Genomic DNA, 15,971 nt, shown 5'->3' on the forward strand with positions numbered 1-15,971 from the left:
TCATGAACGCAGTCGCTTTGCGACCTGTCATCACACTATATTATAGAAACGGGAAGATAAAAACATGCATATTTCATTCGCAGGAAAAAAAATCCGGCTGCTTGCACTTGCGGTCACTATTTTTATGATTATTTTTGTATCCGCCAACTGGCGGCTCTATCTGGATCCGACACTGGATCTGACATGTGGGACCATTCTGTTTGTTCTGTCTCTTCTGGCAGGACCGGTTGCTGGATTTCTCATTATATTCAAACCATCCGTGGATGACAAATATAAAGCACTGGCCAACACGGCATTGTTTTTTATCATGCCGGTTCTTACCATCCAGATGGTAGAGGTATTTAACGAAAACTATATATGGTGGTTTTCTGTACCAACTTTCCTCGCAAACTATATGATTTACCTGGTGTTCTACCTGTTCTTTTATCTGATCACCGGACGTTATCATATGGTAGGGCTGATTGTAAATATTTCTTTATATGTATGGTCATTGCTGAATTATTTCATTGAACTGTTCCGCGGTTCTCCTTTTGTTCCGCTGGACGTACTGAGTTTCGGCACTGGTCTGAGTGTATCAGACGGTTATACTTATGAGCTTAGTTGGAAACTGATCCTCGGTTCTATCATGTTTTTCCTGATCTATCTGGTAAACAAAAAAAGTGTCAACATCAAACCGAAAAAATTAAAATTCAAACTGCTGGCAAAACTTGCTCCGGCAGCTTATATCGCAGTTGTTGTAATTTCCCTCTTTTTTACGGATTATGCTGCAAATCTCGGATACAAACCGGATTTCTGGGATCAGTCCAGAGGCTATCACCGCACAGGTTCCTTCTTTAATTTCTGTCTGAACACCAAGTATCTTATTATCCGGAAGCCCTCTGACTACAATGCCGCCAATGTCAGCGACTATGTGGCAGAAACGCTGAAAGATGCCGGCGTAGATCCTGATGATCATACGGTCAGCACCAATCTGCTGACCGGCCAGAACGATTACACAGCAAATACGGATGGCACCATGCCGAATATCATTTGTATCATGAATGAATCTCTGTCTGATCCAGGTGCTCTCGGCAATCTGGAAACCAATGAAGACTACATGCCATTCATTCACAGTCTGACAGAAAATACCATCAAAGGTTCCCTGTCCATGCCGGTATTCGGTGCAGGAACAAGTAACAGTGAATTTGAATTTTTATCCGGAGATTCCATCTCCTTCCTGCCCACCGGGTGCAACGTATATCAGTCCTATGTAAAGGATACTGTTCCTTCCCTGGTATCCACCCTTGGTGCACTTGGTTATTCCAGGACCGCTTTTCATCCGTATTACGGCGAAGGCTGGAACCGCAGGAATGTATATCCACTGCTGGGATTTGAAAACTATATCAGTATCGAAGATTTTGTCGATCAGGACATTCTGGATACTTACAAGCAGAACAATGACGTCACCGAGTATGAGATGCTGCTGAATGAACGGTATCCGGACCGCAACATGCTGCTGCGTCGTTTTGTCAGTGACAGCTATGATTATTCCATGGTAGAAAACATGTATGAGAATCGGGATACATCCAAACCGTTCTTCCTTTTTAACGTCACCATGCAGAACCACGGCGGCTACGCCATGTCCTATACAAACTTTTCACAGGAAATATATGTCACAAACATGAATGGCATCTACCCAAAGGCTAACCGCTATCTGTCCCTGGTAAAACGCTCTGATGAAGCATTTCAGGAGCTGGTAGATTATTTCAGCAACGTGTCAGAACCGACCATCCTCTGTATGTTCGGGGATCATCTGCCCTCCATTGAAGATGGATTTTATGAAGAACTGTTCGGTACCAGTCTCGATCATCTGACCACGGAACAGCAACAGCTTCGTTACACCACACCATTTGTGATCTGGGCAAATTATGATATTCCGGAAGCGACACTGAATCAGATCAGTGCAAACTATCTGTCTACACTGGTACTTCAGACTGCCGGACTTCCACTGACGCAGTACAATCGTTATCTGGCCTCCCTGTATCAGAAGCTTCCTATCATTAACACGGTTGGTTATGTGGATGCAGATAACAATTACTATACGCATTCCGAAAACAGCAAATACGATGACCTGCTCTATCAGTACCATTGCCTTGTATACAATTCACTGATTGACCGGAATAACCGTGATTCCTCTGTCTTTTTCATGAATCAGTAATTTCCTGCTATGTTAAGACCTGAGCATCTGTCTTTTCCGACAGTTCTCAGGTCTTTTTATCTCAGTCGAGAAGACTCCCACTTCTGCAAGTGGTGAGTAATAACAAGTCTTTCTCAGTGGGAGTACAATCTCCGACTGAGATAAACGCTCCGCGAGGATGTGCAGTGATTCTGAGAAGAATATGTCAGCTTACGCTGACCAGAATCACGCACCAAGTCTCACGTGCGTTCGACTTGAACTGTATCTTTCCATATTTTAGTAATTCTATACTATCATGCAACACTTTTCGATGTTATGTTGCACACTTTCTAAACACTTTTTACAAATCATTCTTCATAGAACGATACTTTTGCAACATTTCAAAGCATTTTGTCCAACTTATCACTTTCATTTGCACTTTTTATTGTGCATTTTGTGTGTTTTTATTGACATGGTCTTACCATCTATGTATAATAAGCTCATGGAATTTATATTTTCTTTATGAATTTCACATTTGCTTAACTTTTTTAAAATTTAGGAGGGTTTGATTTATGGCTTTAGGTATTATTGGTATTGTAGTCGCTCTTGCTATTTTCCTGTATGGCGCCTACAAAAACGTATCCGTACTGTATCTGGCTCCGCTCTGCGGCGTTATTGTAGCAGTAACAAACGGATTGAACGCAAACGATGCATTCACATCTCTGTATGTTGGTGCCGTTGAAGAAAATGCAGCAACCGGCGTATGGGAAATCGGCGGTGTCTGCGGAATGATCACAGCAATTTTCCCGACTGTATTCTTAGGCGGTTTATTTGGTAAAGTATTAGCTGACAGTGGTGCTGCTCAGTCTATCGCTTCCACATTAGTAAACAAATTCGTTATGCCGGTAAACAATAAAGAAAAACAGGCAAAACGTGCCGTTTTAATTATGTTACTTATCGAGTGTATCCTTACATACGGTGGTGTAGATGGTTTCGTAGCTATCTTCGCTACATTCCCGATCTGTATGTACATGGCAAGCCGCATTGGTATTCCGAGACGTATGGTTCCGGCTATGCTGGCTTTAAGCTGTGGTGCTAACTCTGCTCCATTCGTATTAAGTATCAATAACATCATTTGTATGAGCATCCTGCAGACAAGCCCGGGTGCTGCTCCAATCCCGGGATTTATTTCCTTCATCGTAATCGAAGTTGGTGTATACTTCATCTGCTCCACCTTCATCATCAAAGAGATGAGAAAAGGCGAGACATTTGATTATGGTAACTGTGAGCCGATTCCAGATGACAATGCAAAAAAACTTCCGCATTTTGCACTTGCTATGATTCCGTTAGTAGTTGTATTCCTGCTTTTCGCTATCGTACAGATTGCTTCCTTAGCTCTGGTATCCGGTATCGCAGCAGTAATCATCCTGATGGCTCCGCACTTCAAAGACAATGAGAAAAAAGGCTTTCCGGCATGGGCAGGAAACGTTCTCAATTCCTTAAACATTGGTGCTGCAAATGGTGCAAGCGCAATCATGACTCTGACAGCTGCAGCTGGTTTCGCAGCAGTTGTACAGCACACAGATGCTTTCAACGGTTTCGTTGGAATCCTCTTTGGCATGAAAGCTTCTCCGTTAGTAATCGGTATCGTACTTGCTATCATCGTAGTAGCATTTACATCTTCACCGCCAGCAGCTTTAAGTATTGCACTTCCGATGGTTGCTGCAGCTTATATCTGGACAGCTAACCCGATTTTGAATCCGAACGCACTTGCTCGTTGTGCTGCTATCGCAGTTTCCACATTCGAGACACTGCCGGTTAACGGACTGATCCTAATCACAACCGGACTTGCTCAGGTTAAGATCAAAGATGCATACTTACCGATGTTCTTACAGACAGTTATCATGACATTAGTTGGAACAATCCTCTGTGCTGTCATCCTTACTGTTGCACCGGGACTGGCATAAACCAACATCATTTTCGACAATTATCTTCGTAGTGAAAGAAAGTTAAGCCATATAGAAACGCTGCTTCACATTGAAGCAGCGTTTTTCATCTTAGTAACAGAAATCAACAGAAAGGTTTATACTTATGAAAAAAAAGAATCCCTTTAACTGGGGCACTTATGTCACACTGATCGGCGTCGTAGTTATCTTTGCCATTATTTTTACTGATGCCATCGACACCATATATGTACTTCCGGTTCTGGGTGCTCTCTGCCTTGTATACGGTATTTTCGGACTTCTGCAGTCCCGCGGCAGCAATGAAGCCGGACTGGTTCAACGCTCCATGCTGCAGCTGATCCTCGGTGCATTTGTCATCTTTATCGGTATGATCGAAGCACTTCATCTGAATCTGACACAGAGATTCTGGGATATTTTCCTGATTCTCATTGTGGTGGTCATTGCGATCTGGATGTTTCTGCGGAAACGCAAGTAAAGTCTTGTTTGTGTAGCTGAAAATTTAATCTGTGAAAACGCCAGTCATCAATCTTACCTCTGCAGCTAGCAATCGCTTGCCGAGGAAAGATTGCCTGACTGGCGTTCTTTTAAGTTTTGTTTATCATAAATTTTCAGCCGCACTGCACTGCGTGCCGCTTATCTCCGCCTCCTCCCGCGAACTCGCACGCAGATTTACGTTGCAAAACTTAGCAGGAAGATGAAAACTGTTTTTAATTTCACAGTGTAAATAGAGAAAACGAAGCATCCTGTCAGGGTAAGCGATTAAGCAAACGACCGAGTTTCACGAGTTTTTGCGCGAGTGGGAACGACCTCTTTTTCAGGCGTGGGAACGAGCGCGATGAAAACGATGTGAAACGAGGGTAGTGAGCGTCTAGCGTCCCGACAGGATGCTTCGTTTTCGTATTAAAAATCAAATTTTAGCCAAATCCGACAACCAGCTATTCCGTCAAACGCCGCAAAGATTTCCGAAACTGTACCATAAACAGAATCAACGTACAGCTCACCGCTATGATGTCAGCCACCGGTTCTGCCATATACACGGCATAGGTTTTATTTTCCATAACATGCGGTAATATGTAGATCAATGGAATCAGCAATATGAATTTCCGCAGGATTGCCACGATAATGGAACACGGTGCATTCCCTATGGACACAAAGGTCATCTGGCAGGCGATCTGTATACCGAACACAAACAATACACGACAGTAAATCCGAAGTGCCTTTGCCGTAAAATCGATCAGTGCAGCATCTGTGGTAAACAATTTTGCAAATACCTGTGGAAATGCCATGATAATTGCCCACAGAACAACGGAATAAATAACACAGACACAAAGCAGGATCTTGTAACTCTGCTTTACTCTGGACAATTTTTTTGCACCATAATTGTAACTGGTGATCGGCTGCGCCCCCTGGGCGATTCCCTGCAGAGGAAGCATGGCAAACTGCATGACACTGGTAAGGATCGTCATGGCTCCCACCGCAATATCTCCGCCATATTTTAGCAGCGATGAATTAAAGCAGACGGAAATCACACTCTCACTGGCCTGCATAACAAACATGGATGCACCAAGTGCCACGCATGGCGGAACCAGCTGAAGTCCCGGCATAATATTTTCTTTTTTGATCCGAAGCAGCGTCTTTTTCCCGGAGAGGAAAGACAACACCCAGATGCAGGACAAAGCCTGTGAAATCACGGTTGCCAGTGCTGCGCCGCGCACTCCCATATGCATCCCGAAGATAAAAATCGGATCCAGTATAATATTCGCAACCGCTCCGATCAGAACCGTCATCATACCTGTGATGGCTTTTCCCTGGGCAGTGATAAATGTATTCATACCAAGGGTAATCTGTACAAAAATCGTACCAATCGCGTAAATATTCATATATGCCGTCGCATAAGAAATCGTATTTTCACTGGCACCAAACATGAGTAACAGATTTTCGTTCCAGATCAGCAAGATCACGGTCAGAATAATGGAAACGATGATCTGAAGACTCAGACAGCCTGTCAGGATTTTTTCTGCCGTATCGTGCTCGCCTTTTCCCATGTAAATAGATGCTCTCGGAGAACCACCAGATCCTACCAGCGCCGCAAATGCCGCAATGATCAGGATCAGCGGCATGCACACCCCTACGCCGGTCAGCGCCATGCTGCCCTCTCCCGGAATATGACCGATATAAACCCGGTCTATGATGTTGTACAACATATTTACCAGCTGTGCGATAACCGTCGGAACCGCCAGCTTCATCAACAATTTTCCTATTGGTTCTGTTCCCAGAAACGTCTTATCCTGTTCCATACTATCCAAATAACCTCCCAACACATTTACCCGAAGATTTCCTATAAATCTGTATGATATCATATACTATTTTCCATGAAATGACAAGTAATTCGTCAAAATCTGCATCTGGTATTTAATACTACTTCTGCTCGTTTTTCATCCTTTTTGTATTGACTTGCTCTGTCGTCTGATGTAAAATAATTTTACTTTGATTATCAAACTTTTTTATATAAAAAGAAGAACCGTAACACACATATGATCATAGTATTATTAATGGAAAGTGAGATTTTAAAGATGAAATTAATGAAATCACTGAATCTGAAAGATAAGTTCCTGAAACTCCCGATCATTCAGGGAGGCATGGGCATCGGAGTCAGCCGCTGTCGTCTGGCCGGTGCAGTTGCAAAAGAAGGTGGCATGGGGGTACTCTCAACCGCCCAGATTGGTTATGACGATCCAGATTTTACGAAACATCCGGAAGAAACAAATCTGCGTGTACTGCCGGAGCAGATCAGAAAAGCGAAAGAAATCGCCGGCGGCAACGGTATGGTCGCTGTCAATATCATGGCCGTTACACAGTTGTATGAAACCTATGTCAAAACCGCCTGTGCCGCCGGTGTGGATGCCATCATCTCCGGAGCAGGACTCCCGACAGAACTCCCGAAATTTGCAGAAGGATATGATGTCGCACTGGCACCCATCGTTTCGAGTACAAAATCTGCCAATGTTATCTTGAAATTCTGGGATAAAAAGTACCATCGCACCGCCGACTTTCTGGTCATTGAAGGACCACTGGCCGGCGGACATCTCGGTTTTTCCAGAGAACAGCTGGAGGATATTCCGGGACTTGATTATGACACCGAGATCCGAAATATCATTACATTAAAACAAACATATGAAGAAAAGTATCAGACTGCAATTCCGGTATTTGTCGCCGGAGGTATGTTCACTGCCGAAGATGTAAAACATGTCCTGGAACTCGGTGCCGATGGCATTCAGGCTGCCACACGTTTCGTAGCCACTGAGGAATGTGATGCCAGTGATGCTTACAAGCAAGCTTACGTCAACGCCTCCGAAGAAGATGTTATCATTATCAAAAGCCCGGTGGGAATGCCCGGCCGCGCTATCAAAAATGCGTTTATCCAGCGTATGCTTGCAGCACCGGACAAAATCTCCCACTGCTTCAACTGTCTGAAAGCATGCAATCCGGCCACAGCCCCTTACTGCATCACGCAGGCACTGGTCAATGCCGTTGTGGGCGATCTTGATAACGGTCTGATCTTCTGTGGTTCCCGGGTGGGCGAAATCCGGGAAATCACTACAGTACCAAAACTGATGCAGGAGCTGACGGTATAATTTGAACGCAGAATAAGCAAGTAGCGAAAGCGGATTGCGAATGTCCGCTTTACAATTTTGCACACCTGACATATTCTTCTTTCACCCAACCAGCAACACGCTGGCCATGATCCCGGCCACGGTCGCTACCAATGCCCCGGCCAGAGTCCAGCGTGTCTTTTTCACTTTTACTATCATAAAATAAATGCTCATCGTATAGAATATCGTCTCACTGCTGCTCATCATGACCGATGCGATCCGCCCCAGTCTGGAATCGGTTCCGAACTGCTCATAGACATCCAGCAGCAAGCCGGTGGCGGCTGAGGAAGAAAACATCCGCACCACCGCAAGTGGAACCAGCTGTGACGGAAATCCAATACGGTCTACACAGTTTCCAAGTACTCCGGCCAGTGCATCAAGCAGACCGGAAGCGCGCAGAATGCCTACAGCAACCATCAGACCGGCAAGGGTGGGTAAAATATCCACCGCCGTCTTCAGACCGTCTCTCGCACCTTTTACGAAATCTTCATAGGCATTCCGCCGGTTCAGCAGTCCGGCCATAAGAATCACCACAATAAAAAGTGGAATGATAACATCTGACAGAAACAGTAATATACGCTGCATATACAAATAGTATCTCCATCCCTTCTGTTTTTTATAACATCCAGTCCTCACTCATCCACATCTTTTGATTTTTTTATCTGCGTTCAATATCCCCGTTTCCGGTCTGCTGCTGACATGATCTTTGCAAAGATAATTCCCGCCAGCGTAGAAAATGCCGTAGCCACAATGGCTGCTCCCACAATACCCGTCGGATTCGGTGAGCCGTACTGGCTGCGATAAGCAATCACGGTCACCGGAATCAGCTGAAGTGACGAAATATTCAGCACCAGAAATGTACACATTTCTGTGGAAGCCACTTTTTCCTGCTTTACATGTGTGTGCCGGATACGGTCGGAAGTAAAATCAAATTTTTTCCGATAAGGCTGATGAACTGCCTGTAACAGCGTCCGTTCCTTTTCCAGTTCATCCAGATCTTCCATAGCCCGCAGCCCCGCCGGCGTCGCCGCCCAGCCCAGTCCGAAAAAATTGGCGATACAGTTGGCTGCAATGGATTTGCATGCTGCATGTTCCCGCGGAATACGCGGAAACAAAAAATGAAGCAACGGGTAGATCCGGTCTGCCGCCCGCTGCATCATCCCGGCATTTTCTGCGATCCGCATAAGACCGACCCAGAACGCCAGCACTCCCGCCATGGTGATACACAGCGTCACCGCCTGCTGCGCTGCATCCAGTGCCGCGTCCGTTACTGCCGGCAGATTACCGGTGAATGCCGCATATACAATTCCTGCCAGAATCATAAAAATCCATAAAAAATTCAGCATACGCTGTCAGTTCCCTTCCGGGCTTTCTAACAACGTATGCTGAATCACAAACACTTATTACTGTTTTATCTTTCCATACTCACAAATCCACCTGAAACAGTTTTTACAGACGGTCTGACTGCGAGTTCCAATGCGCCTATTATTTTCCATAGGTGCGGAAAAATGTGCTCAGATTCGTCAATGCTTTAACCAGCACTTTTGTCTGTTCTTCGTCAAGGCCATTCAGTGTAGCTTTTATCATCTCATCGTGGAACTCTGCATGATGGTGGTATGCCTTCACACCTTTTTCTGTCAGAGAGATCAGAACAACACGACGATCTTTCTCACTTCTGACACGTTTGACATAAGCTTTTTTCACCAGATTATTGATCGCAATCGTCAGTGTTCCCACAGTAACAGACAAATCCTTTGCTACCGAAGACATGCTCCGCGGTTCATCCAAACCGATTGCCTCAATGATATGCATATCATTATTGGAAATATCTTTGAACTCCTCCGTGATGATTGCCTTTTCCTCAATATTCATAATTTCATTAAATAATTTGACCAGCAGGTCATGAAGTGTATCGTATCCTTCCAATGCGCTCCTCCAATATTTTGCATATCAAATATTTTGATTGATTAACAATATCATTATACATAATCTGTGAAAACTTCGCAAGGGACAAATCCGGTTCTACACAAAATTTCCGTCAGGCTACATTGCCAGATTTAATGTCATAAATCCGTCCATTCTCATCTTCATAAGTACCGGAGTAAGTAAAATTAACCTTTCCATTTTCAATATACCAGGTACCGTTTTCGTTGGATGCAATTCCAGAAAATCCAAAATCAACTTTTCCATCTGTTCCGATAGACCACCAGCCATTACTATTTTGTTTTACTGTCTCCTGCCCTTTCTGCACACAGCCATTCTGAATATAATACCAGCCGCAGAATCCTTCTGTTTCTGATTCCAGCACACCGGCTGCGCCAAAATCTACCTGACCTCCTCTGCAATACCAGTCTCCAGACTCATTGGATGCGATTCCGTTCAATTGAAAATCTACTGCTCCGTTTCGCACAGCCCACCAGCCATACTCATTCGGTGCTACTGTATTCTTATGAAAATCAACCTTTCCATCTGTTCCGATATACCACCAGCCATTACTGTTTTGTTTTACTGTCTCCTGCCCTTTCTGCACACAGCCATTCTGAATATAATACCAGCCACTGAATCCTTCTGTTTCTGATTCCAGCACACCGGCTGCGCCAAAATCTACCTGACCTCCTCTGCAATACCAGTCTCCAGACTCATTGGATGCGATTCCGTTCAATTGAAAATCTACTGCTCCGTTTCGCACAGCCCACCAGCCATACTCATTCGGTGCTACTGTATTCTTATGAAAATCAACCTTTCCGTCTGTTCCGATATACCACCAGCCACTGCTGTTTTGCACTACGGTCTCCTGGCCTTTCTGCACACAGCCATTCCGAACATAATACCAGCCGTCAAATGCGTCATTCTCCGATTTTACAAGGCCGCTTGCAGCAAACTGTACCTGGCCATATTCACAATACCATTCTCCGGATGCATTGCTTGCAATCCCGTTAAAACTCGAATCAATCCTTCCGTTTCTGACTGCCAGCCAATCGTCATTCATACAAATCACGTCATTGTACTGAGGATCCGCACAACCATTTTTTACATACCAGTCTTCTCCTTCATAATAACAGATTGTCGTCTCAGAAAAGTTTACTTTTCCATTCTCAATGTACCATAGACTTCCGTTATATTCATACAATCCCCATTTATTAAAATTAATTCTTCCATCTTCTACATACCACCAGTCACCGTTGTAGGCTACCAGCGTAGTAACGTCTTCTGCAATCTCATCATCCACATAATAGTTCCAGGAATCCCCTTCCTGATACAACCCATTCTTTGGAGGTTCCTGAATATCTCTGAATGCAATTCCATTTTCATTTGCATAAGTCTCAACAGCAGAACCGACTGTTCCGCGTAATGTCAGCCCTGAACAATTATAAAACACATTTGATCCAAATGTAATATCAGTTCCTTTTATCGTCACATTCTTAACACTATAACAATCAAAAAATGCAGCATCTTCGATGGTTGTTACACTCTCTGGAATTACTATTTTTACAAGATTTGTATTATAACTAAATGCACCCTCTGCAATCTGCTGAACGCCCGATGCAAACTGCGGATCATTTACCGCCGGGCCGCTGATTGCAATCTTTTTATCACAACTGTACAGAATACCATTCTGGGAGGCATAGTTATTTCCAATTCCTGTGCATTCAAAGTTCTCTAACGATAAGCACTGTGCAAAAGCACCTGTTCCAATTTCCTTTACACTGGCCGGAATATTGATGGATGTCGCCTGTTCAAAACCCGAAAATGCAAATGCTCCGATCTTTGTGATCGTATCCGGAAGATGGATTGTTCCACATGTTCTGTTTGACCCCTGTGAAAATTGATCCTCAATTTCCGTAACTGTTTTTCCCTGATAGGTTGCCGGGATTTCCAAAGTATCACCTGATGTAAGTTGTCCGTCATACTGATAAATGGACAAGGTCCCATCATCTTTATCATGAAAGCAAAACAGCGAATCTCTTTCCTCAGCAGAATAATATCGCGGTGCTGTTCCGCTGTAACCGGCTTCCAGTTCATAATATTTGCCATCATAATATACCATTGCATTCATGTGACCGCTTCCTGCGCCGTAATCCTTGTTCCCGTTTCTGGACCAGGCATCAATTCCGAGTAACTCACAAGTTCTGATAATGGTAGATGTACTCGCCCAACAGTCACCATTTCCATAAATAATCATAGACACATATCCGGAATGCGATGCACCATAATCAAAGCTGGCCGGATATGCAGCAATTTTTTTCATCAGCTCCATATCACTGAGATTTTTTCCTGCAATATTTTCATTTATGTATTGTAAAATCTTATCATCCGCATATTTTTGCGCATAGTCTGCCACATGAACTGTTATATTTGTCTGCACACCGTCTGCTGTCACCGTCACTGTTGCATCGCCAGCATCAAAACTTTTTTCGATACTGGTAGGTGTTTTATCTTGGATTGGATAAGAATATCCTATATTTCCATACCAATAAGTCGTCGTATATTTTATCCGCACGACACCACGATCATCTACGGTAATATTATTTCCATCCGTTACTGTATAGCTGATATCTCTTCCGTTTGCATGGATCTGATATTCCGTATCCATATCCGCAGGAATCGCGATCACCCCATCATAGCTGCTTGACAGCCCATACAAAGTAATATCCTGCGCAACCGTCTGAGCACCGGAAGCAGCAGACTGTCGTTCTTCTGCTCGGGCCGGAGTAATTTCTGCCATTGCACATACAAAAATAACTGCTAAAAAACAAATAAATACGTTTAATTTTTTCATAGTATGTTGTCCTTTCTTATGTAGTCTCATCTCTGGCTTATTCTATCACAATTAACACAACATTACAATTTCCCCGTCATATTCCTGCCTGACGGCACATATTTTAATAATAATTATAATCATAGCCGGTACCTGCCATGCGCCACTGTCATTTTCATTTTTTTCGTAAAATCCGTTTTTCCCTCTGTCTCTCCCTGTTTCTCATTGGTCTCGGAATTTTCTGCGCCGCCGTCTGTAAATGTGCAGATTCCGACACCTGGATTGTTCAGTTTCTGACGAATCCGCAGGCAGATTCCGGCAAAAGTTCTTCTGATGCCGATGCACCGGATGCTGCATCGGCTTCTGACGCATCATCCGAAAACACCACTGCTTTGAATGCCGCCTTCACGGATTATGTAACAGAACTTTTTCGGCAGGAAGCTTCCGCAAATCTGCTGAACCTTCATTACACACTGGCAGATCCTGCCGCTTACGGTATCACGGACTATCAGACATCTCTCGGAACCTGCTCTGCAGATTCTCCTGCCCTGGCTGCAGCCTTTGCTGAAAATCTGCTTGTCGGACTGCAACAATTTCAATCGGCTGAACTATCGGCTGAAAATCGGCTGACCCTGGATATTCTGTCAGAATCTCTGGATCTCACAAAAAACGGTGCCAACTGGTACTGTTATGAAGAGCCGCTGACTCCCACTACCGGACTGCAATCCCAGATTCCCATCCTGCTGGCAGAATATACCTTTCGGAATACAAGGGACATCACAGATTACCTGTCGTTACTGTCCGACATTCCACGGTATTTTTCTGAGATCAGCGCATATGAGAAGGAAAAAGCTGCTGCCGGGCGTTTTATGCCATCCTTTGCCACCCAGCGTCTGATCCAACAGTGCAAAGACTTCACAGCAGATCTTAACTCCCATTATCTTGTTGCTACCTTCAACGAAAAAACAGATGCCATGAGTGAACTGTCCAAAAACGAACGTGCTGCCTATCAAAACCAAAATCGCGACATTCTGGAACAGCAGGTATTTCCGGCATTTGAACAGCTTTCCAACACAATTGCCGGATTACAGAATAGCGGATATAACGATGCCGGCCTCTGTCATTTTCCGGAAGGGAACACCTATTATGAATATCTGGTGCGCTGCTATACCGGAAGCGATGACTCCGTCGCCACACTGGAAAAACGTACCGCCAGCCAGCGCAAAAAAGATCTGCTTCTGGTATCAAAATTGCTGGAAGATCACCCGGATCTCACTGATGAGCCAGAACGACTCGATTTCTCCGCGCAGTCTCCCGAAGAAATGCTGGCTACGCTGCAGCAGGCGATCACTGCCGACTTTCCTTCCCTCCCGGATTGCAATGTAACAGTCAAATATATCAATGCTGCCATGGAAGATTATCTCTCCCCGGCATTTTATCTGACTTCCCCACTGGATCAGCTGACAGAGAACACCATCTACATCAATCAGAAAAATGGTTATGAAGGCATCCGGCTGTTCACGACACTGGCGCATGAAGGTTTTCCGGGACATCTGTATCAAAACCTCTACTTCCACAGCCAGGATGTGCCGCCCATCCGGTCACTGCTTGGCTATCCCGGCTACACAGAAGGCTGGGCGACATTCGTGGAATTACATTCCTATATTTACAGCGGACTGTCCAAAGATGCTGCAAAACTCTGCGCTGCAAATCAGGCTGCAATCCTGAGTCTTTACGCCACTGCGGATATGGGGATCCATTATGAAGGATGGACGCTGAACGATACAGCAGCCTTCTTTTCCACTTACGGATTCACTGATGAGGAAGTACTGCGGGATATTTTTGAACTGATCGTATCCGAACCTGCCAACTATCTGAAATATTATATCGGATATCTGGAATTTCATGATCTGCAGGAAGAAATGAAAAAGCAGAATCCGGATACTTATACGGACTCTGCCTTTTATGAAAAAGTATTAAAAATCGGCCCGGCATCATTCAATGTGCTGCGGGATTATGTGTTGGAGAATCGGTAACTTCCGCCTGCCGTTTCTCCAGACGTTTCATAATTGCAAAAAATACCGGCATTACCACGGCGGTTGCCGCGATCCATGCAGTCTGATCTGTAAAACATACTGCGGTATATCCAAATTTCGGAATGACAAAGACAGACATCAGACCACGGGCAAGAAGTTCACTTAATCCTGCACACATGGCAATGGCACTGTAACCGAGCCCCTGAATGGTCAGTCGTGTGCAGTTCAGGAATGCCAGAAAGAAATAGAAAAATCCTGCGCAGGTCAATAGCTGCTGTGCATAGCCAAGCACTTCTGTCTCACTTCCTGATACAAAGATCAGGGCAATCTTGGAACCTGCAAAAATCAGCACGATTCCGATGGCGATACTGTAAATCACAGAAATGATAATTCCTGATTTCAATCCTTCCCGGATTCGTTTCAGATTGCCGGCGCCAAGGTTCTGACTGCCAAAGGTTGCACTGGCTGTGGCAAATCCATCGTATGGACACATCGCCAGCTGTTTTACCTTTGTAGCTGCCGCAAATGCAGATACATAAACTGCTCCCAGTGTATTTACCGCACTCTGGAGCAGAATACTTCCAATGGCAGTAATGGAAAATTGCAGTCCCATCGGCACAGCCATTGTAAACAGTGTCTTTATGTAATGCATATCCAGTCTGCGTTCCTGATGATTTGTCTTCAGAATGTCATATTTTTTCTTCATATAGCGAAAGCAAAGTACTCCGGAAATTGCCTGTGATAAAATGGTCGCCCATCCAGCCCCCGCCGTACCAAGTTTGAATACAATGATAAACAGCATATCCAGAAAAATATTCATCACTGCGGACAGTACCAGAAAATAAAACGGTGTCTTGGAATCTCCCAGTGAACGGATGATGCCGGCCACTACATTGTATAAAAACGTAAATGGGATTCCAAGGAAAATGACAAACAGATAATCATACGCGCCCTGATAAAACTGATTCGGCGTCTTCATCCAGGTCAGGATGGAACCGCACAGCGCACAGGTCACGATAGTCATGATTACGGCGAGGAAAATCGCCAGGTAGGCTGCGTTCATCACAAATTTACGCATTTCACTGTAACTTTTTGCTCCAAATTTCTGTGCCACCGGAACCGCCAGCCCTGTACAGGTACCAAGGCAAAAACCAATGATCAGAAATGTAATAGATGTGGTAGAACTTACACTGGTCAGGGCATCCAGCCCCAAATAACGGCCTACGATTACCGTATCTACCATGTTATACATCTGCTGAAACAGATTTCCCAGTACCAGCGGTATGGAAAACTGCCAGATCAGTTTCATCGGGCTTCCAACAGTCAAGTCTTTTGTCATAGCTACTCCTTCCCCTATAAGCCTAAGAATGTTCCAGGCATAGCCTTTATTCTTGTACATATCTC

General features: G+C 44.5%; 11 protein-coding genes. 5 read left to right on the forward strand and 6 right to left on the reverse strand.

The window, feature by feature from the left end:
* The first annotated feature begins 64 nt into the window (after positions 1-64).
* From ACIRUQ_RS12545 to ACIRUQ_RS12555, 3 genes are all read left to right on the forward strand, one after another.
* A complete protein-coding gene (locus ACIRUQ_RS12545; RefSeq protein WP_055289331.1) occupies positions 65-2,197 on the forward strand; it encodes an LTA synthase family protein in 2,133 nt (710 codons plus the stop codon).
* 530 nt (positions 2,198-2,727) lie between these two features.
* A complete protein-coding gene (locus ACIRUQ_RS12550; protein ID WP_055289333.1) occupies positions 2,728-4,122 on the forward strand; it encodes a GntP family permease in 1,395 nt (464 codons plus the stop codon).
* Between the two features lie 124 nt (positions 4,123-4,246).
* On the forward strand, positions 4,247-4,594 hold the full coding sequence (locus ACIRUQ_RS12555; RefSeq protein ID WP_022035668.1) for a hypothetical protein: 348 nt from the start codon (positions 4,247-4,249) through the stop codon (positions 4,592-4,594).
* Between the two features lie 460 nt (positions 4,595-5,054).
* Here ACIRUQ_RS12555 and ACIRUQ_RS12560 read toward each other — a convergent pair whose 3' ends face one another.
* Entirely contained in the window at positions 5,055-6,416 is a 1,362-nt protein-coding gene (locus ACIRUQ_RS12560; RefSeq protein ID WP_055289335.1) for an MATE family efflux transporter, read from the reverse strand.
* Between the two features lie 276 nt (positions 6,417-6,692).
* Here ACIRUQ_RS12560 and ACIRUQ_RS12565 point away from each other — a divergent pair, with 276 nt between their 5' ends.
* Positions 6,693-7,754, forward strand: a complete 1,062-nt coding sequence (locus tag ACIRUQ_RS12565; RefSeq protein WP_055289421.1) for a nitronate monooxygenase family protein — start codon at positions 6,693-6,695, stop codon at positions 7,752-7,754.
* A gap of 81 nt (positions 7,755-7,835) precedes the next feature.
* Here the strand turns inward: ACIRUQ_RS12565 and ACIRUQ_RS12570 are convergent, their stop codons facing one another.
* The 4 genes from ACIRUQ_RS12570 to ACIRUQ_RS12585 all read right to left on the reverse strand — a co-directional run bounded on the left by ACIRUQ_RS12570 (position 7,836) and on the right by ACIRUQ_RS12585 (position 12,552).
* Positions 7,836-8,357, reverse strand: coding sequence for a spore maturation protein (locus ACIRUQ_RS12570; protein WP_055289337.1), 522 nt, complete (start codon positions 8,355-8,357; stop codon positions 7,836-7,838).
* A gap of 83 nt (positions 8,358-8,440) precedes the next feature.
* Positions 8,441-9,118: a hypothetical protein gene (locus ACIRUQ_RS12575; protein ID WP_055289339.1), complete on the reverse strand. Its 678-nt coding sequence runs from the start codon at positions 9,116-9,118 to the stop codon at positions 8,441-8,443.
* Positions 9,119-9,257: 139 nt separating this feature from the next.
* A complete protein-coding gene (locus tag ACIRUQ_RS12580; RefSeq protein WP_082432682.1) occupies positions 9,258-9,644 on the reverse strand; it encodes a MarR family winged helix-turn-helix transcriptional regulator in 387 nt (128 codons plus the stop codon).
* Positions 9,645-9,810: 166 nt separating this feature from the next.
* Positions 9,811-12,552, reverse strand: coding sequence for a leucine-rich repeat domain-containing protein (locus ACIRUQ_RS12585; RefSeq protein ID WP_055289345.1), 2,742 nt, complete (start codon positions 12,550-12,552; stop codon positions 9,811-9,813).
* Between the two features lie 137 nt (positions 12,553-12,689).
* On the opposite strand from ACIRUQ_RS12585, the gene ACIRUQ_RS12590 reads away from it, so the two are divergent.
* Positions 12,690-14,567, forward strand: a complete 1,878-nt coding sequence (locus ACIRUQ_RS12590) for a DUF885 domain-containing protein (RefSeq protein ID WP_082432678.1) — start codon at positions 12,690-12,692, stop codon at positions 14,565-14,567.
* Here ACIRUQ_RS12590 and ACIRUQ_RS12595 read toward each other — a convergent pair.
* Positions 14,530-15,966, reverse strand: a complete 1,437-nt coding sequence (locus ACIRUQ_RS12595) for an MATE family efflux transporter (protein WP_404856493.1) — start codon at positions 15,964-15,966, stop codon at positions 14,530-14,532. The genes ACIRUQ_RS12590 and ACIRUQ_RS12595 overlap by 38 nt on opposite strands.
* Between the last annotated feature and the right edge of the window lie 5 nt (positions 15,967-15,971).

The organism is Eubacterium ramulus (assembly GCF_045002895.1).
Classification (GTDB): Bacteria; Bacillota; Clostridia; order Lachnospirales; family Lachnospiraceae; genus Eubacterium_I; species Eubacterium_I ramulus.

What these genes read in the sequence shown, in the direction of transcription:
- ACIRUQ_RS12545 (WP_055289331.1), top strand. Translation starts at nt 65, where the DNA reads ATGCATATTTCATTCGCAGGAAAAAAAATCCGGCTGCTTGCACTTGCG.
- ACIRUQ_RS12550 (WP_055289333.1), top strand. Translation starts at nt 2,728, where the DNA reads ATGGCTTTAGGTATTATTGGTATTGTAGTCGCTCTTGCTATTTTCCTG.
- ACIRUQ_RS12555 (WP_022035668.1), top strand. Translation starts at nt 4,247, where the DNA reads ATGAAAAAAAAGAATCCCTTTAACTGGGGCACTTATGTCACACTGATC.
- ACIRUQ_RS12560 (WP_055289335.1), bottom strand. Translation starts at nt 6,416, where the DNA reads ATGGAACAGGATAAGACGTTTCTGGGAACAGAACCAATAGGAAAATTG.
- ACIRUQ_RS12565 (WP_055289421.1), top strand. Translation starts at nt 6,693, where the DNA reads ATGAAATTAATGAAATCACTGAATCTGAAAGATAAGTTCCTGAAACTC.
- ACIRUQ_RS12570 (WP_055289337.1), bottom strand. Translation starts at nt 8,357, where the DNA reads ATGCAGCGTATATTACTGTTTCTGTCAGATGTTATCATTCCACTTTTT.
- ACIRUQ_RS12575 (WP_055289339.1), bottom strand. Translation starts at nt 9,118, where the DNA reads ATGCTGAATTTTTTATGGATTTTTATGATTCTGGCAGGAATTGTATAT.
- ACIRUQ_RS12580 (WP_082432682.1), bottom strand. Translation starts at nt 9,644, where the DNA reads ATGAATATTGAGGAAAAGGCAATCATCACGGAGGAGTTCAAAGATATT.
- ACIRUQ_RS12585 (WP_055289345.1), bottom strand. Translation starts at nt 12,552, where the DNA reads ATGAAAAAATTAAACGTATTTATTTGTTTTTTAGCAGTTATTTTTGTA.
- ACIRUQ_RS12590 (WP_082432678.1), top strand. Translation starts at nt 12,690, where the DNA reads ATGCGCCACTGTCATTTTCATTTTTTTCGTAAAATCCGTTTTTCCCTC.
- ACIRUQ_RS12595 (WP_404856493.1), bottom strand. Translation starts at nt 15,966, where the DNA reads ATGTACAAGAATAAAGGCTATGCCTGGAACATTCTTAGGCTTATAGGG.